Raw genomic sequence first — 17,621 nt, 5'->3', positions numbered from 1 at the left:
TGACGCGAGGGACGGATGTTCGAGTGGGTTCTGTCGGTGATCGAGAGCTGGGGCTATCCCGGCATCTTCTTCCTGATGCTGGCCGAGAACGTCTTTCCGCCGATCCCGTCGGAGGTCATCATGCCTCTGGCGGGCTATCTTTCCGCTTCGGGGCAGCTGTCCTTCTGGCCCACGGTGCTGGTCGGAACGCTGGGTTCGGTCCTGGGTACCTCGCTTTGGTACGTGGTGGGGGCGGGCATCGGGGCGGCGCGGCTCAAGCGCTGGGCCGCGCGGCACGGGCGCTGGCTGACGCTGTCGCCCTCGGACATCGACCGGGCGCAGGCCTGGTTCGACCGCTACGGGGGGCTGGCCGTGCTGACCGGGCGGATGGCCCCGGTCGTGCGGACGCTGATTTCGGTGCCCGCGGGCGTCGCGCGGATGCCCTGGCTGCGGTTTCTGGGCTATACCGCGCTGGGCAGCCTGCTGTGGACGCTGCTGCTGACGGGGGCGGGGTTGCTGCTGGAAGCCAACTACCACCGTGTCGCCGATGTGATCGATCCGCTGTCGACTCTGGTCGTGGTCACGGTTGTCGTGGTCTATCTGTACCGCGTCGTCACCTGGACGCCGCGATAAGGAAGACCCCCGCATGACCCGAGCCCCGCGCCCCGACGCCCGCAGCTGGGCAATCCTTGCCGCAGCCGGCTCGGCCGCGCTGCTGGCGGGGGCCTTCTTCTTCCAGGCGCGGGGCTATGCGCCCTGCGAGCTGTGCCTGCTGCAGCGCTGGCCCCATGCCGCCGCCGTGGCGATCGGCCTCGGCATGGCGGTGGCGGGCTTCCGCCGCATCCTGGGGCTGCTGGGCCTGCTGGCCGCGATCCTCGCCACCGCGTTCGCCATCTACCACGTGGGCGTGGAACAGGCCTGGTGGGCCGGACCGACGGCCTGCTCGGGCGGGCTGGGGGATCTGTCGGCGGTCAGCACGGACGAATTGCTGGCCCGCATCCGGGGCGCGCAGGTGATCCGCTGCGACCAGCCGAGCTGGATCTTGCTCGGCCTCAGCATGGCCGCGTGGAATGCGATCCTGTCGGCCGTCCTCGGGGTCGCATGGGCGCTGTCGCTGCGTCGTTCCGGGCGCTGAAAACCCTGAAAATTCAGGCAAAATGCTTGAAATTTAAGGCGACAGATGATACATCTGCCCCTAAAGACATCTAAAGGCGGAACCCTTGGCCGATACCCCTGAAGACGACCTGCCGACGGACGATCCCGAAGGCACGGAGGCGCCTGAACGCGCCGTGATGCCCCATGACGGCCCCACCATCGACATCGCGACCGAGATGCGCACCGCGTATCTCGATTACGCCATGTCGGTCATCGTCAGCCGCGCGATCCCCGACCTGCGCGACGGGCTGAAGCCGGTCCATCGCCGCATCCTGTTCGCGATGGACGAGACCGGCAACACCTTCGACAAGTCCTATCGCAAGTCCGCCCGTCCCGTGGGCGACGTGATGGGTAAGTACCATCCCCACGGCGACGCGGCGATCTATGACGCGCTGGTGCGGATGGCGCAGGACTTTTCCATGTCGCTGCCGCTGCTGGACGGGCAGGGCAACTTCGGGTCCATGGACGGCGACCCCCCGGCGGCCATGCGCTATACCGAGGTGCGGATGGCCAAGGCGGCCAACTGGCTGCTGATGGACATCGACAAGGAAACCGTCGATTTCCAGGACAACTACGACGGCAAGGACCGCGAGCCGACGGTCCTGCCCGCCCGTTTTCCCAACATGCTGGTCAACGGCGCGGGCGGCATCGCCGTCGGCATGGCCACCAACATCCCGCCCCACAACCTGGGCGAGGTGATCGACGCCACGCTGGCGCTGATCGAGAACCCCGACCTTCCGACCGAGCGGTTGATGGAGATCGTGCCCGGTCCCGACTTCCCGACCGGCGGCGTGATCCTGGGCCGGTCCGGGATCCGCAAGGCCTATCTGGAAGGCCGCGGCTCGATCACCGTGCGCGCCCGCACGCGGATCGAGACGCTGCGCGCGGGACGCGAGGCGATCATTCTCGACGACGTGCCCTATCAGGTGAACAAGGCCACGCTGATCGAGCGCATCGCCGACCTCGCGAAGGAAAAGAAGATCGAGGGCATCGCCCATGTCCAGGACGAATCCGACCGCCAGGGCGTGCGCGTGGTCATCGAGCTCAAGCGCGACGCCACGGCCGAGGTGGTCCTGAACCAGCTTTTCCGCTTCACGCCCATGCAGTCCACCTTTGGGGCCAACATGCTGGCGCTGAACGGCGGCCGGCCGGAACAGCTGACCCTGCGCGACTTCCTGACCTACTTCATCGCCTTCCGCGAGGAAGTCGTCGCCCGCCGCACCGCCTTTGAACTGCGCAAGGCGCGCGAGCGCAGCCACATCCTCTGCGGCCTCGCGGTCGCCGTGTCGAACGTGGACGAGGTGGTGGCCACCATCCGCGCCTCGCGCGATGCGGCCGAGGCGCGCGACCGGCTGATGGAACGCCGCTGGCCCGCGCACGAGATCTTGGAATATCTCAAGCTGATCGACGATCCGCTGCACCCGGTGAACGACGACGGCACCTACAACCTGTCCGACACGCAGGCACGCGCGATCCTGGACCTGCGGCTGCAGCGCCTGACCCAGTTGGGCGTGCAGGAGGTGACGAACGAGCTGCAATCGCTGGCCGATGCGATCCGCGACTATCTGGCGATCCTCGCCAGCCGCCAGCGCGTCCTGGGCATCATCTCGGACGAGCTGCGCGAGGTGCGCGAGCTGTTCGCCGTTTCCCGCCGGACCGAGATCGTCGAATGGGCGGGCGACCTGGACGACGAGGACCTGATCGAGCGCGAGGACATGGTCGTCACCATCACCTCGGGCGGCTACGTCAAGCGCACGGCCCTGTCCGAGTTCCGCAGCCAGCGGCGTGGCGGCAAGGGCCTGTCCTCGATGGCCACCAAGGAGGATGATGTGGTCACGACGCTGTTCGTCGCGAACACGCATACCGAACTGCTGTTCTTCACGACCGACGGGATGGTCTACCGGCTCAAGACCTGGCGGCTGCCCTTGGGCGGGCGGACCTCGCGCGGGAAGGCGCTGGTCAACATCCTGCCGATCGACGGCGGCACCTCGATCGCCGCGCTGATGCCGGTGGATGTCCCCGAACAGGAGTGGGACGCGCTGCAGGTGATCTTCGCCACCTCGGACGGCGACGTGCGCCGCAACGCGCTGTCGGACTTCACCAACGTCAAGTCGAACGGCAAGATCGCGATGAAGCTTCCCGAGGGTGTCAGCCTGGTGGACGTGCGCATCGCGGACGAGAACGACGACGTGATGCTGGTCACGGCCATGGGCCGGGCGATCCGCTTCCCGACGACGGACGTGCGGATCTTCAAGGGCCGCGACTCGACCGGCGTGCGCGGCATCCGCCTGGCCGGGGACGACCGCGTGGTGTCCATGTCGATCATCCGGCACTTCGAGGCGACGCCCGAGGAACGCGCGGCCTATATCAAGATGCGCCGCGCGGTCGAGGGCGCGCTGGACGACGGGGCCGAGCCGGACGAGGACGAGAACGTGGCCGAGGCCGCGCTGTCGTCGGAACGCTATGCCGAGATGAGCGCGCACGAGGACCTGATCCTGACCGTGACCGCCCGGGGCGCGGGCAAGCTGTCCTCGGCCCACGATTATCCGGTGCGCGGGCGCGGCGGCCAGGGCGTGATGGCGATGGACAAGGGCATGCGCGGGGGCCCGCTGATCGCCAGCTTCCCGGTCACGCGGGACGACCAGATCATGCTGGCGACCTCGACCGGGCAGTCGATCCGGGTTCCGGTGGACGGCATCAGCTTCCGCTCGCGTTCGGCCGGGGGTGTCCGGGTCCTGAACACGGCCGAGGGCGAGGAGGTCGTCTCGGTCGCCCGCGTCGCCGACCAGAGCGACGGTAACGGCGGCCCCGAGATCGAGACGGTCGAAAACGAGGGCTGAGGCCCCCTGCCCTGACAAGAACGCCGCGCTGCCAGGGGCAAGCGCGGCGTTTTCCTGTGCGGCGGGCAGGTCGAGCGGCTGCGGAAAACGGGGCGGTTCCTGAAGGCGCCGGCCTTGCACGGCCGCCGGGCTGTTCTAGCGCCCGTCGTCGCCCTCGCCATCGCCGTCCGCATCGCCGGAACCGCCCACATCCTCCAGCCCCGAGGAGGCCGCCCGTGCAATCTGCGGGTGATCGTCGCCCAGGCCCTTCGGCGGCTCGGGCGCGGGGCCGGCAACCGGGGCCTCGGGGGCGGTCGTCCTGGCATTGGCGGCGGGCGGGCGCCCGGCAGCGGGCATGCTGTCCAGCAGGCCCTGGGGATTGAGGATGCGGACGTCGCGATGGGCGAAGGGGATCTCGATCCCCTCGGCGGCGAAGCGCTCGACAATCTGGTGTCGGATCTCGCTCTGGACGCTCGTGCCGCCGTTGATGTCGGACACGATCGCCCGCAGTTCGAAATCGAGGCCGTCCGCGCCGAAGCCCGTGAAGACGATGATCGGCGGCGGGTTGATCAGGACCGTGGGCTGGTCCTCGGCGATGGCCTCCAGCATCTTGGCCACCTTGCGGGTGTCGGTGCCATAGGCCACGCTGATCGGCACGATGATGCGGCCCTGCAGGTTGCCGCGCGTCCAGTTGATGACCTCCTTCGAGATCAGGTCCGAGTTCGGGACGATCACGTCCGTCCGGTCGAAGGTCTGGATGCGGGTCGAGCGGACCGAGATGCGCCGGACATAGCCCTGCGAGGTGCCGACCTGGATCCAGTCACCCACCGCCACGGGCCGTTCCACCAGCAGGATGATGCCGGACACGAAGTTCGACACGATGTTTTGCAGGCCGAAGCCGATGCCGACCGAAAGGGCGCCGGCCACGATCGCGAGGCTGGACATGTCGATGCCCGCCGAGGTGATCGCCACCAGCGCCGCCAGCACGATCCCCACATAGCCCAGCCCCGAGACGACGGCGTTCTTGGCGCCCTCGTCCAGCCGGGTGCGGGGCAGGATCGAGTTGCGTACCGTCCCCTGCACCACGCGCGTCAGCATGTAGCCGAGCGTGAAGATGACGATGAAGGTCAGGATCGCGCCGGGCGAAAGCCGGACGCCCCCCAGCGTGATGCCCTGCCTGATCCGCGTCCATGCCTCGACAAGCTCGGCCACGCGCGCGCCCCAGATCAGCGCCACCAGCGGCAGCGACATGATGACCAGCGCAAAGCCGGTCAGCACCGGGGTCAGGTCGTCCCGCGCCCCGTTGCGGTTGCGGCGCAGAAGCACCCACAGGTCGGTCGAGAATTCCTGCAGCAGGATCACCAGCGCCAAGAGCCCGATCGTCATCGCCATCGGCCACAGCAGCGCGTTGGCCATCGTGACGAAGCCCACCGCCAGCGCCAGCGGCGCGATGACGGCCGCCAGCCGGGCGAGGTTGCCCGCGAAGCCCACCACGCGGGTGCGGTAGCCGGGAGTGCCGGGCACGGTGTAGCTGGTGGCCCGGCGCAGGATGTCGCCCAGGCGATACAGGCAGATCGCGCCCAGGACGACTAGGGGCAGGTGCCAGACGGCGGCGGCGGCCTCGTTGATCTCGATGGGCACGCGGCGGCTCAGCGGCGCGCCGGCGCGCAGGCCCGACAACGGCAGCAGCGCCTGCGCCGCGACGTGATGCACTGCCACCATCATCGACAGCAGGGTCGCATAGATCCGGCCGCGCTGGCGCAGTTCGACCGGATAGCAGATCGGCGGGTCGCTGGTCATCGGGAAGAAGCGCTGCCCCAGCCAGCGTCCGGCAAAGACCAGCAGCGCCGCGACGGGCAGCGCCATCAGGATCGGCCGCCCCCATGGACCGATCAGACCGGTCGTGTCCACCGCCCGCACCAGCAGATAGGCCCCGACCGTGGGAATGACGATCTGCCCCAGCGAGGCCCCGAAGGCCACCGCGTCCCGCGCATAGTCGCTGGCCCGCGAGGACAGACGCGAGGGCAGTGAATCCACCCAGCGCCGCCCGTAGATCAGCAGGCCCAGTGCCGCCAGCAGGTAGATGACGATCACCGGCATCCGCCCGATCAGCGCCGAGCCCGCGGCCCCGTAGGTGCGGTCGCGCATGTCCTGCAGGATGCCCTGCAGCACCTGTATCCCCGCCTCGGCCGCCTTGGCCCAGCTGGCCGGCAGCAGCGGCGAGGGGCTGAGCCGCAGCAGCGCGTTCGTCTGCTGGGCCCGTGCCTGTTCGTCGATGGCCCGCACCAGACTGTCGGCGCGGCTGTGAGCCTCGGTCGCGCGCTGACCCGGCGCCTGCAGTTCGGAAAGCTGCTGGTTTAGTTCCTTGCGGCGGGCCGCGATCTCCTCGGCCTCGGTTTCCCCTTCCGCGGGGGCGGGGCCGAGGGCGGCGATCTGTTCGCGAACGGTGCCGATGCGGGGGGCATTCAGCGTCTGCGCCTGGGAAAAGCGCTCGCGCCACTCAACGACCTCGGCCCGCAGCGCATCCAGCGTGGCAGGGGGCGTGTCCGTGGCTTCCAGCAACTGCTCGGCCCGGCCTGCGGTCTGTTCCCAGGCGGGATAGTCGGGCTCGTTGGTGGGCTGCGCCAGCGCGCCTGCGGCCAGCGACAGCCACAGCGCCACGGCCAGCGCAAGGGCGACCGACGCCAGCCGCAAGGGCGCGGCAGGAACAGGACCGGCGCGCATCGGCTTCACGCTTCGGTCACGTCCGGCAGCGACGATGCCCCCCGCTCCAGCCAATGCGGCACCGGCAGGCCCTTGCTGCGCAGGAACACCGGGTTCCACAGCTTGGTCTGATAGCGCGTGCCCACGTCGCACAGGATGGTGACGATGGTCTTGCCCGGCCCCATCTCGCGCGCCATGCGGATCGCGCCCGCGACGTTGACGCCCGACGAGCCGCCAAGGCACAGGCCTTCGTATTCCAGCAGGTCATACAGGACCGGCAGCGCCTCGTCGTCCGGCACCCGGCAGCTGAAGTCGGGGGTGATCCCTTCCAGGTTCGCCGTGATTCGGCCCTGCCCGATGCCTTCGGTGATCGAGTTGCCGGGTGCGCTCAGCTCGCCCTCGGTATAGAAGGAATGCAGCGCCGAGCCCTCGGGATCGGCCAGCCCGATCTTCACGCCCCTGCCCTGCAGCGCCATCGCCACGCCCGCCAGCGTCCCGCCCGAGCCGACCGAGCAGATGAAGCCGTCCACCTTGCCCTGGGTCTGTTCCCAGATCTCGGGACCGGTGGTTTCCAGGTGTGCCTGCCGGTTGGCGGTGTTGTCGAACTGGTTGGCCCAGATCGCCCCGCCCGGCAGGGATTTCGCCAGCGCCTCGGCCAGGCGGCCCGAATAGCGGACGTAGTTGTTGGGGTTCTTGTAGGGCGCGGCCGGCACCTCGACCAGCTCGGCCCCGGCAAGCCGCAGCATGTCCTTCTTTTCCTGGCTCTGCGTTTCCGGGATCACGATCACGGACTTGAAGCCCATGGACGCGCCGACCAGCGCCAGCCCGATGCCGGTGTTGCCCGCGGTGCCTTCCACAACCGTTCCGCCCGGGCGCAGTTCGCCCCGCTCCACGGCGTCCTTGATGATATACAGCGCCGCGCGGTCCTTGACCGACTGGCCGGGGTTCATGAACTCGGCCTTGCCCCAGATCTCGCAGCCGGTCGCCTCGGACGCGCGGTTGAGACGGATCAGGGGGGTGTGGCCGATCGCGGCGGCCAGGTCGGGACAGTTGCGCATGAACGGGGCCTTTCCTTGTCGCCCCCGTTAAACCAGCAGCGGCCGGGCCGGGCAACCCGGCTCGCGCAGGCGTCAACCGGGCACAAGGCTCTGCTTGAGTTCCCCCGCCATGCGGTTCAGCCAGAGCGCCAGGATCATCAGCGGACCGCTGACGATGCGCCCGTCCAGCACCATGCGCATCAGCTCGTCGCGCGACACAAGCTGGCCCCGGATGTCCTCGCCCTCGGAGGGAAGGCCGGTCACGGTGGCGATGCCGTCGGGCAGGTCGGCGATGCCGATGAAGCCATAGATGAACTCGGCGGCGATGCCGGGCGTGGGATAGAAGGCGGGCGCGGGGATCAGGCCGGTCAGGGTCAGCCCCGTCTCCTCGACAGCCTCTCGCAGGGCGGTGGATCGGGGCGTCTCGCCGGCGTCGATGCGGCCGGCGACGGGTTCGAAGATCCAGGGCTGGGCGTCGCCCCGGGCGGCGGGTCCCGCGCGGAACTGGTCCACCAGCAGCACCCGGTCGCGCGCGGGGTCCCAGGGCAGCACGACCACGGCGTCGCCCGAAACGAACACGGCGCGTTCCAGCGGCTCGGACCAGCCGCCCTGATGAAGGCGATGCGTCAGCCGCAGCGACTCGACCGAGAAGTACTTTCCGTAAGGCTCATCCCTGCCTTCGATGCGCAGCCGGTCCTCGCCCTCGGGACCCGGCGGCAGGGCCTCCCCTCGCTCGGCTGCGGCCCGCAGGCGCGCGGCAGCCCACCAGGCGATCATGGGCAGCCGCGCGCGGATCGCCTGCGCCGGCTGGGCCGGGTCGCGCGCAAGCAGGTCGGCGGCCACCTGCGCGGCAAGCTCCGCCTGAAAGGTGCCGTCCCTGGACCGGGTGCCGGGGACGGCACCCAGGACCCTGCCCTCCGTCGCCTGGACCGGCTGCAGGTCCATGATCCCGGCATAGCGGCTCAGCCGGTCATTCGCCTCGACCGGCTGGGCCGTGATCCCGCCCGGCGCATCGCGGTCCCATCCCGGCCAGCCATCCAGGGCGATGCCCGCGCGGCCGCCGCCCGAAAGACGCCCCGGCAAGGCCACCGGGTCGCCCGCGGGCTCAAGGCCAAGGGCCGCCATCATCAGGGGATCGGCCAAGGGTCCGACCAGCAGCAACCGGGCGCTCACAGCTGCTCGCCCTGAAGGCGCAGGGCCGAGGCGCGGCCCAGATCGCGCGCGACATCGACAAAGGTCGCGGTCGCGGCCTCGTTCAGGATCGCGCTGAGACGCCGGTTGCCGGGGTGGCCCGCAGCCTCGATCAGCCGGACCATCTCGGCATCGGACAGGGGCGCGCTGGCCATGAAGACCAGCGCCTCGATCCAGCCGGTCTGGTCGGCGCGGATCTCGGGCTCCTGCGCCCAAGCGTCCTCGATGATCGAGGGATCGCGCGGTCCGTTCTGCGCCGCCTCCTGCGCGCCCTCCAGTGTCGCGACCGCGATGTTCAGCGAGGCGGCAACCGCCGGTTCGACCAGATCGGCGGCGTCCATCAGCGCCCGCACCTGCGCCGCGCGGGGATTGCCGCGGGCCGCGGCGGCGGCGAAGCTTTCACGCGCCGTGGCCTCGATGTCGGGCGCCGCCAGCGCCTCGCGCGCGCCGATCTCGAGCAGGACGACACGTCGCCCGAGGCCGCCTTCCCAGAAGCTCAGCGCCTCGGCCACGGCGGCGCGCTCGGCCGGGTCGCCCAGCCCCTCGACGCCGCGGGCGATTGCGTCGCGCAGACCCGCGCGGATGCGCCCGGCCGGCGCGACGCGCGAGACGATCGCGCCCCAGCCTTCGTCAGGGCCATCCTGCTCGGGGATGTCGGGCCGGAAGGGATCGCCCGAGACGGCGATCTCGGCCGCGAGCACGTCCGCCAGCCGATCGACCTGCATCGCGGCCACGATCCGGTCCGCATCCACGGGCCGGAACTGGGGGGGCGCCTGCCCCGGCGTCAGCTGCGCCTGCGCGAACGCCGGCAGGGGCGAGGAAAGGCCCAGGCAGGTCGCCAGAACGAGGCCGGTCAGGCCGATGGAGGCGGTTCGGATCATCGGGACGGGTCCTCTGGCGCGGGCTCATCTGCCGCTGTGCGATTTTTCCGCGAAAGCCCTTGCGCTTCAACCCCCGCCCCGATAAATGCCCCGCACCACCCAAAGCGCGGAGAGGTGCCGGAGTGGTCGAACGGGGCGGTCTCGAAAACCGTTGAGCCTTCACGGGTTCCGTGGGTTCGAATCCCACCCTCTCCGCCACACTACACTGACTATTTTGCAAATTTTCAGGGACGTGCTGAATATACCCGTGTTCCTGCCCACCCTGTAAAAGCGCTCGCGCGCAACAGGATTCAACAGCATCTGCTTCTGTCGCGGCCTCTCCATCGATATCACCGCATCACTGACCAGTGGTCCTTGCAGCATCTTGGCTGCCTCCAATGGTGTCGGCAGTCAGATTGCCTCTCATTGGATAATGTGAACATTGCGCGCCTCGACTTGGAATGCACCGCCCGAGCCTCGGCCTTCGGCTCGGTGGCGAGAAAAGTCCCTTTGGTGCCATCGTTTGAAGTTAAAGCTTTCACACGGGTTTCTCCTCGACGGATTTGTGTCGGATAGCACCGAGCGCGGTGCTTGCAGGCGCGGGCAGGAGAATCTTGATCTCGCCTACACTGGCTTTCCCAACAAACCGCTGTTCATGCGTTGAGAGGCCATAAGCAAGCCCCCTTGTTTCCAACCAGCTGTGGGAGGCCACTGTGCCTCTTCTGCCAAGGCAACGACCCGGGCCCAAGGGTGTCCGCCTTCGATGCGATGACCGGTTGGCCTTGGCATCATCATCATTGTCCTGCGCTTCGGCATTCCTAGGGAGATGATGCCACGTGAGTTCGGCTGCCCCGGCATGACCTGTTGCGGGCTGGCGCTGCCGCGATCAAGCGGCAGCCAAGCCGGAGTCTGCTCAATTTCAGTCTGTCACGCCGCAGCGAATCGCTTAGGGATCGTCTGCTGCTAGTGTAAAATCAAGTCTCGGCGGGGAAACAGGGAAAGGTGGAGTTCCATGAAACAGATACCTTTGACTGCAGCAATGGCCTTCGCCGCGCTGGCGGGCGGCACCGGGACGCTGTCCGCACAGGCATTCTCGCTGGAAGAAGCCTACGTCAAGGGTTTCGGAGGCGCGACCTGGCCCTCGGACCTGGACTCCACCCTGACGGAGGACGGGACGCAAATCGCCCTCCCCAGCTTCGACCATGACACCGGGTATACCTTGGGCGTCGCGGTCGGCGCGTCCGTCACGCCGAATTTCTTGATGGAGATCGAATACGCTTACCGCAAAGCCGACTTCACCGTCACAGACCGTGCCGAAGGCGACCGTGCCGACGGCGACACCTCTGCCAACGCCTTCATGTTCAATGCGCTCTACATGTTCGACGGCATGGGCGCGACCGGGACGGTCCGGCCCTATTTCGGCGGTGGTATCGGCGGGGCCAACGTGGACGTGAGTGCCGGCGGCCAGGATTTCGACACCGACACGGTGTTTGCCTACCAGTTGATCGGGGTGTCAGCTACGAGCTGAACCCCAATGTCAACCTCTTCGCCGAGGGACGCTGGTTCCAGACCGAGTCGGGCGATTTCGACGGTCCCCAGACGGAGAGCTTCGACGGCAAGTTCGAGACCTTCGACCTGCTCGTCGGCATGCGCTATGACTTCTGACGAAAACTGACGGACGGGCGCCCGGCCTGCCTGAGAGCCTGATTCAATAGTTCACGCGACATCGCAGTATCTTGCGGGACGCCGTGTCATGAGCCTGCTGCGTGCGATCAGGGTCCATGCCGCTGAGCTTTCCACCGATCGCGCCAAATCCTTTGCCAACCGGCGGTATGGCCCGAGCGCTCCGCTGTGAGCGACGTGCCGGCATACTCGAGGCTTTCGTAATCCTCGGCTGCGCCCGCTCATCGGTCAGTCCCCTCGCGGAGGCTGAGTCACGCAGCAGCAGGCAGATCAATGGGTCCTGACCCTAAGGCGTTTGCGGATGCAGGCCCTCTGCCGAGGCAGGATCGGTGCGTCATTGCGCTCGCCGTCACGGGCGGGCCGGAGAGGCGAGAAGATACCTCATCAAGGACAGACGCTGCAAGGCTGGACCGGTGGCCGTCGCAACGGCAGCAAGCCGGTGCGCGCACCAGCGGTCCATAACATTCATGCAGCGCAACCATAACAAAACGCTCCTTGTCGGCCCTCCGGCGGCCCTCCTAGGCTGGCCTACGCCTGTGGAGGACGGGCTGAACGGAGGAAAGATCATGGCGAACTTGAACCGGCGGCACTTTCTGGCGGCCACGAGCGGCCTTGTCGCCAGCGCATTGCTTCCGGGTGCCGGCCTGGCACGCGCACCGCAGATCGGCACGACAATCCCCGGATGGTATCGCTTTCCCATCGGTGACATCGAGGCGACGATCATCTCGGACGGATTGCTGAACCTCGGCTCGGCGAACGACCAGTTCCCCGCCGCCTCGCCCGACACCATCGCAAGCATCCTGAAGGACGAGTTCCTGCCGGTCAGCCCGATGATGCTGGAACAGAACTGCCTTGTCCTGAACATCGGCGAACGGGTGGTGCTGCTCGACAGCGGCATGGGCAGGGACGCCATGTTCGGCGACCAGTCCGGGCGGCTGCTGGGCAACCTTTCCGCCGCGGGGATCGAGCCCGGCCAGGTGGACGACATCGTCCTGACCCATGCCCATATCGACCACTGCTCGGGCCTTGTCGCAGCTGACGGGACGCTGAACTTCCCCAATGCGCAGCTTCACATGTCGCAGGCCGACTTCGACTTCTGGACCGACGAGGCGAAGCTGTCGGGGGAAGGGTCGCAGCCCGCCTTCGTCAAGGCCGCGCGGCACAACCTGCTGCCCTACCGCGACCGGCTGACCTTTGTCACCGACAAGGCAGAGGTGCTGCCCGGCATCACGGCGATCAGCACCCCCGGCCATACCGTCGGCCATACCTCCTACCTGATCAGTTCGGGGAACCAGTCCTTCCTCAACGTCGGCGACGTGGTCCACCACTATGCGCTGCTGTTCGAGAACCCCGGCTGGGCCTTCGCCTATGACACCGATCCGAACCAGGCTGCGGAAACCAGGATCAAGCTGTTCGACATGGCGGCAGCCGAGCAGTTGCCGCTGATCGGCTATCACTTCCCCTTCCCGGGCTTGGGCCACATCCGCCGCGAGGGGCAAGGGTTCGAATATGTTCCGATCCCCGTCCGGCACGGGTGACTCCACCGCCCCGACGCCGGGGGGCCGCATGGCCCTTCGGCTTCCCTGAAGCCCGCGGGCGCGGACAGGCGCGGCGGGCGTTCTCGCCGGGCGTCAGGACATCTGCTGGCGAACCGACGCGGCCTCGCGCAGTCCGCCCAGCAGAGACAGCCAGTCCGTGTCGCGGCTGTTGGAAACAGGGCGGGTCAGGGCGGCGAACTTGCGCGCCAAGGCCTCGGGGTCGGGGAAGGTCTCGGGCTCGCCCGATGGATCGGGGATGCGCAGTTCGTGCGTCTCGCCCCGGGCCTCGACCTTCAGCGTCGCGCCGAAGGGGTGGCGCAAGCCTTCCAGCGACGGATCGTTCCAGACATCCACCCGCGCCGCGACGGCCTCGGCCCCGGCATCGCCCAGCAGGTCATAATCGTCCCAGCCGAACTGGCCGCGCAGCAGGGCGACGGCGGCCGCATATGGCATCGAGAACTGCCCCTCGACGATGGTGCGGGCGCGGCGCTTTTCTTCAAGCGGTGCGCCAACCAGCGCGATCCCGTTGCGGTGCAGCCCGACGCTGACGCGGGCGATGTCGTCGGCGGCCCAGCCATGCGCCTGCCGCAGTTGCAGAAGCCCGTCCACGGCCGCATGGGTATAGCGGCAGGCAGGATAGGGCTTCACGCCGATCCGCATGGTTTCCCAGACCGTGCCCAGTCCGGCGGTCGCACGCTCGGCCGACGCATCGTCGCTGTAGCCCTTCAGCAGGCCGTGCCTGCCTTCAAGCGCCTCCTTGGCGCCCTGGAATCCTTCGGCGGCAAGGGTGGCGGCCATCAGCCCCTTCATCGCGGCCTCGCCGACCTGGTAGCGCTTGTTCCAGGCCCCGTTCTCGAGGAACTGCAACGAGCCCGAAGCCTGGCTCGCCGCCACTCCGAAGGCTGCCTCCATGGCAGCCGCGTCCAGTCCCAGCAGGCGCCCTGCCGCCGCCGCGGCGCCAAAGGTTCCGGCGGTGGCGGTCGGGTGGAAGCCGCGCGCGTAATGGGCGGTCGGGTCCAGCGCCATGCCGATGCGGCAGCAGACCTCGAAGCCGACAACGATCGCGGCCAGCATCCCTAGCCCCGAGGCGCCGGTCAGCTCGGCCGCCGCGAGCGCCGCGGGAACGACCGGCGCGCTCGGGTGAAGCGAGCTGTCGGCATGGGTGTCATCGAAATCGAGCGAATGGCCGAAGGCGCCGTTCAGCAGCGCCGCCGCTCCTGCGCCGAAGCAGCGCGACATTCCGAAGACCAGGCAGGGCCCCTCTCCTGCCAGGCCAAGCCGTTCCAGCATGGCCAGGATGGCGGGGCTGGATTCGGCGTCATGGGCGGCGCGGATAGCCGAGCCCGCGAGGTCGGTCATCAGCGCCAGCGCGCGATCGATCACCTCGGCGGGGATCTCGTCCGCCTTCGTTCCGGCGGCGAACTCCGCCAGGTCGCGCGTGATGGTCATGGCAGTCTTCCTCCGGCTCGGCCCTAGGGCGCCTGCATCATCTGCGGGCCGGAGCGTGCCTGTCCAATAGGGCTTCGACCTTCGGCCTATAGCCGGGCGGTATGGCAGAGAAAGGAATCGGCTATTTGATGTCTTGCCCTTGCCGTGGTCCGCTGACCTGCAAGCCAGGAGCAGCCATGACCCCTTCGGCAAGACGCGACGAGTCCGCCACCGATCCTGCGGGCATGACGGGGGGACAGGTCGATGCGGTTTCCGTCCTCACCGATGCGCTGAAGGCGGCGGGGGCAAAGGACGTCCTGGACGTCGGTTGCGGCGACGGCGGGATCGCCCGCGCCCTGTCCCGGCGCGGCTTCAGGGTCACCGGGATCGATCCTTCCGCGGCGGCGGTGGCGCGCGCCACGCAGCGCGTGCCCGCGGCCCGGTTCCTTTGCGCCAGGGCCGAGGACCTTCCGGCCGGACTTCCCCTCTTCGACGCCGCGATCTTCGTCAACTCGCTGCATCACATCCCCACGGAGGCCATGCCCGCCGCATTGCTGCACACCGCCGCCGTCCTGCGCCCGGGCGGGCGGCTGGTGGTGATCGAGCCGCTTGCCCAAGGCAGCTTCTTCCGCATCATGCAGCCCATCGAGGATGAAACCCGCATCCGCGCCTTGGCGCGACAGGCTGTCGAAAGGCTGATCCTGGACCGCCGGCTGATCCTGCGCGACCTGCGGCACTGGTCCCAGGAAAGCCGCTTCGCCGGATTGGAGGATTTCGTCGGATACCTGGCGCGGGTGACGCCGGAACGCGTCCGGGTCGCGGCCCGCAACCAGTCGTCGCTGGCCCGCGCCTGGCGGGACAACATCCGCAGCCGCGACGGCATGGCGGTCCTGACGCAACCGATGATATGCTGGAGCCTCTCGGCGCCTGCTCTGCCTTCGGGGCCTGAGGCGCCGTAGGTTCAATGGGTTAGTCCGACATGCTTGACATTCGCCAGTTGCGATATTTCGTGGCCATCGTCGAACAGGGGTCCTTCTCGCGCGCGGCGAACTTCCTGCATGTCGCGCAGCCCGCCCTGTCGCTGCACGTCCGCAACATGGAAGCGGACATGGGCACGCCGCTGCTGGTGCGCGTGCCCCGCGGGGTCGAGCCGACCGAGGCGGGCGCGATCCTGATGCGGCACGCCCGCATCATCCTCGACCAGCTGACCGTCGCCGAGGAGGAGATCCGGGGCCATGACAACGACCCGTCGGGAGAGGTGCGCCTGGGCCTTCCCGGGACGATCGGCCAGATCGTCGCCGTGCCCCTGATCACCGCCGCCCGGACGCGCTATCCCAAGATCAAGCTGCGGATCGCCGAGGCCATGAGCGGCTTCATCCTCGAATGGATGCGTGACGAGCGCATCGACCTTGCCGTGCTGTATGGGCAGGCTGACCGGCACGGCATCTCGACCGAGCAGTTGCTGGACGAGGACCTTCTGTTCTTTGGCCCCACCGGGGGCCTGCGCCCCGAACCGATGCCCGAGCCGGGATCGGCGCTGCCCTTCGCAACGGTCGCACAGATGCCCTTGATCCTGCCCGGCCGGGGGCACGGCCTGCGCGACCTGCTGACGCGCGTCGCCGAAAGCGCCGGCACCGCGATGAACACGGTGATCGACGTGGATTCCTACGGCAACATCAAGTCGCTCGTGGCCGAAGGGTTCGGCTATTCGATCCTGCCCGAAAACGCGATCAACGCCGAGATCCGCGAGGGCCGGCTGCAACGCTGGATCATCGAGGCGCCCTGCCTGACGCGCAGCATCCACCTTGCCCGCTCGGGCCGCAGGCCGATGACCAAGGCCGCCGGCGTGATCCATGACCTCGTGCGCGAAACCCTGCTGGACCTTGCCCGCAGCGGCCGCTGGATCGGCGCGCGGATCTCGGCGCCGGACGGCGCGGCGCACCGGAACGAGGAAGGCGCACCGGGGAACACAGGTCCGGGCGATGCCGGCCTGCCCGTGGCGCTTGGTCCGGCCGTTCGAAGAACCGCCGTCGTCTCGTCCCGCCGCCGTCAGCCGTGATCGAAGACGACGACCTGGCGGATGGCTTCGCCGCGGTCGAGCCAGTCGAAGCCCTCGTTGATCTGGTCCAGCGTCAGCCTGCCGGTCAGCAGCTTGTCCACCGGCAGGATGCCCGCCCGGTACATGCGGATGAAGCGCGGGATGTCGCGCTGCGGCACGCAGGAACCCATGTAGCTGCCCTTCACCGTCCGTTCGTCCGCCACCAGGTTGACCGCCGGCAGCTTGAACTCGGCGCTGGGGGGCGCAAGGCCGGCCGTCACCGTCTGCCCGCCGCGCCGGGTGATCGCATAGGCAAGCTGGAACGCCGGCACCGCACCCGCAAGCTCGACCGCGTGATCGACGCCGCCCCCGGTCTCGGCCCGGATCCGCTCGACCAGCCCCTCCTCGCCCGCGTTGTAGCAGCGCGTCGCGCCCAGTTCGCGTGCGAAGGCCAGCTTGTCCTCGGCCAGGTCGATCGCCAGCACCTCGGTCGCGCCTGCGGCCAGGGCGCCAAGCAGCGCGGCCATGCCGACGCCGCCCAGCCCGATGATGGCCACGCTCTGGCCCGGCTGGACGCGGCAGGTGTTCAGCACCGCGCCCACGCCCGTCTGCACGGCGCATCCGAACAGGGCAAGCTCCTCGAAGGGGATGTCGTCGGCGTCCACCCTGACCAGCGAATGGCGCGAGATGACCGCGTGATCGGCATAGGCCGAGACGCCGCAATGGTGATGGATGTCGTGATGGTCCCCGCAGTCATGCAGGCGGATCTCGCCGGACATCAGGACGCCCTTGCCGTTCGCCTCGGCGCCCGGGATGCACAGCGCCGCGCGGCCTTCGGCGCAGGGAAGGCAGCTGCCGCAGGTGGGCTGGAAGGCCATCACCACCCGGTCGCCTTCCCTGAGGTCGCGGATCGCCGATCCGACCTGCACGACCGTTCCCGCCGCCTCGTGCCCCAGCACCATCGGCAGCGGGCGGGGACGGTTGCCGTTGATGACCGACAGGTCGGAATGGCAGAGCCCCGCCGCCTCGATCCTGACCAGCACCTCCTCGGGGCCGGGGGGATCGAGCTCGACCGTCTCGATGACGAGCGGGCGGCTTTCGGCATAGGGTGCCGAGACCGGAGAGGATTTCAGGACGGCGGCGCGGGTCTGCATGGTGCTTTCTCCAGGTGGAACGGGGCCCGCCGCCTC

The 17,621-nt window shown here is 68.6% G+C and carries 13 protein-coding genes, 1 tRNA gene and 1 pseudogene; 8 read left to right on the top strand and 7 right to left on the bottom strand.

Annotated elements, in window-relative coordinates; all coding sequences use genetic code 11:
• The first annotated feature begins 15 nt into the window (after positions 1 to 15).
• From CK240_RS04620 to gyrA, 3 genes are all read left to right on the top strand, one after another.
• On the top strand, positions 16 to 612 hold the full coding sequence (locus tag CK240_RS04620) for a DedA family protein (protein WP_095639142.1): 597 nt from the start codon (positions 16 to 18) through the stop codon (positions 610 to 612).
• A gap of 13 nt (positions 613 to 625) precedes the next feature.
• Positions 626 to 1,114, top strand: a complete 489-nt coding sequence (locus CK240_RS04615; RefSeq protein WP_095639141.1) for a disulfide bond formation protein B — start codon at positions 626 to 628, stop codon at positions 1,112 to 1,114.
• Between the two features lie 85 nt (positions 1,115 to 1,199).
• Entirely contained in the window at positions 1,200 to 3,974 is a 2,775-nt protein-coding gene (gyrA, locus tag CK240_RS04610; protein ID WP_095639140.1) for a DNA gyrase subunit A, read from the top strand.
• 135 nt (positions 3,975 to 4,109) lie between these two features.
• On the opposite strand, the gene CK240_RS04605 is transcribed toward gyrA, so the two are convergent.
• The 4 genes from CK240_RS04605 to CK240_RS04590 all read right to left on the bottom strand — a co-directional run bounded on the left by CK240_RS04605 (position 4,110) and on the right by CK240_RS04590 (position 9,765).
• Complete coding sequence (locus tag CK240_RS04605; protein ID WP_095639139.1) at positions 4,110 to 6,677, bottom strand: mechanosensitive ion channel family protein; 2,568 nt, start codon at positions 6,675 to 6,677, stop codon at positions 4,110 to 4,112.
• Positions 6,678 to 6,682: 5 nt separating this feature from the next.
• A complete protein-coding gene (locus tag CK240_RS04600) occupies positions 6,683 to 7,714 on the bottom strand; it encodes a cysteine synthase A (RefSeq protein WP_095639138.1) in 1,032 nt (343 codons plus the stop codon).
• A 72-nt stretch (positions 7,715 to 7,786) separates the two neighbouring features.
• A complete protein-coding gene (locus CK240_RS04595; RefSeq protein WP_095639137.1) occupies positions 7,787 to 8,866 on the bottom strand; it encodes an NUDIX domain-containing protein in 1,080 nt (359 codons plus the stop codon).
• The gene (locus CK240_RS04590) at positions 8,863 to 9,765 is read right to left on the bottom strand and encodes a hypothetical protein (RefSeq protein WP_095639136.1); all 903 of its coding nucleotides are present in this window, start codon (positions 9,763 to 9,765) and stop codon (positions 8,863 to 8,865) included. Before CK240_RS04590 ends, CK240_RS04595 begins: the two co-directional genes overlap by 4 nt.
• 108 nt (positions 9,766 to 9,873) lie before the next feature.
• Between CK240_RS04590 and CK240_RS04585 the strand changes: the two genes are divergently transcribed.
• Positions 9,874 to 9,963, top strand: a tRNA-Ser gene (locus CK240_RS04585).
• 793 nt (positions 9,964 to 10,756) lie between these two features.
• Positions 10,757 to 11,272, top strand: coding sequence for an outer membrane protein (locus CK240_RS04580; RefSeq protein WP_095639135.1), 516 nt, complete (start codon positions 10,757 to 10,759; stop codon positions 11,270 to 11,272).
• A 188-nt stretch (positions 11,273 to 11,460) separates the two neighbouring features.
• Here CK240_RS04580 and CK240_RS19160 read toward each other — a convergent pair.
• A pseudogene (locus CK240_RS19160) lies at positions 11,461 to 11,586 on the bottom strand (IS5/IS1182 family transposase); the annotation flags it as partial.
• A 407-nt stretch (positions 11,587 to 11,993) separates the two neighbouring features.
• On the opposite strand from CK240_RS19160, the gene CK240_RS04575 reads away from it, so the two are divergent.
• Positions 11,994 to 12,965 carry an MBL fold metallo-hydrolase gene (locus CK240_RS04575; protein ID WP_095639134.1) on the top strand — a complete coding sequence of 324 codons (972 nt, stop codon included), beginning with the start codon at positions 11,994 to 11,996 and terminating at the stop codon, positions 12,963 to 12,965.
• A gap of 93 nt (positions 12,966 to 13,058) precedes the next feature.
• On the opposite strand, the gene CK240_RS04570 is transcribed toward CK240_RS04575, so the two are convergent.
• Positions 13,059 to 14,414, bottom strand: coding sequence for an MmgE/PrpD family protein (locus tag CK240_RS04570; RefSeq protein WP_095639133.1), 1,356 nt, complete (start codon positions 14,412 to 14,414; stop codon positions 13,059 to 13,061).
• Between the two features lie 176 nt (positions 14,415 to 14,590).
• On the opposite strand from CK240_RS04570, the gene CK240_RS04565 reads away from it, so the two are divergent.
• Together CK240_RS04565 and CK240_RS04560 are read left to right on the top strand one after the other, a co-directional pair.
• The gene (locus tag CK240_RS04565) at positions 14,591 to 15,352 is read left to right on the top strand and encodes a class I SAM-dependent methyltransferase (protein WP_167649959.1); all 762 of its coding nucleotides are present in this window, start codon (positions 14,591 to 14,593) and stop codon (positions 15,350 to 15,352) included.
• Between the two features lie 20 nt (positions 15,353 to 15,372).
• Positions 15,373 to 16,452, top strand: coding sequence for a LysR substrate-binding domain-containing protein (locus tag CK240_RS04560; protein WP_095639131.1), 1,080 nt, complete (start codon positions 15,373 to 15,375; stop codon positions 16,450 to 16,452).
• Here the strand turns inward: CK240_RS04560 and CK240_RS04555 are convergent.
• Positions 16,443 to 17,585, bottom strand: a complete 1,143-nt coding sequence (locus CK240_RS04555; protein ID WP_095639130.1) for a zinc-dependent alcohol dehydrogenase family protein — start codon at positions 17,583 to 17,585, stop codon at positions 16,443 to 16,445. The genes CK240_RS04560 and CK240_RS04555 overlap by 10 nt on opposite strands.
• Positions 17,586 to 17,621 lie beyond the last annotated feature (36 nt).

The sequence above is a fragment of the Paracoccus salipaludis genome (assembly GCF_002287065.1).
Lineage (GTDB): Bacteria > Pseudomonadota > Alphaproteobacteria > Rhodobacterales > Rhodobacteraceae > Paracoccus > Paracoccus salipaludis.
The sequence above is the reverse complement of the archived record's forward strand: the minus strand, read 5'-3'. Positions and strand labels throughout refer to the sequence as shown.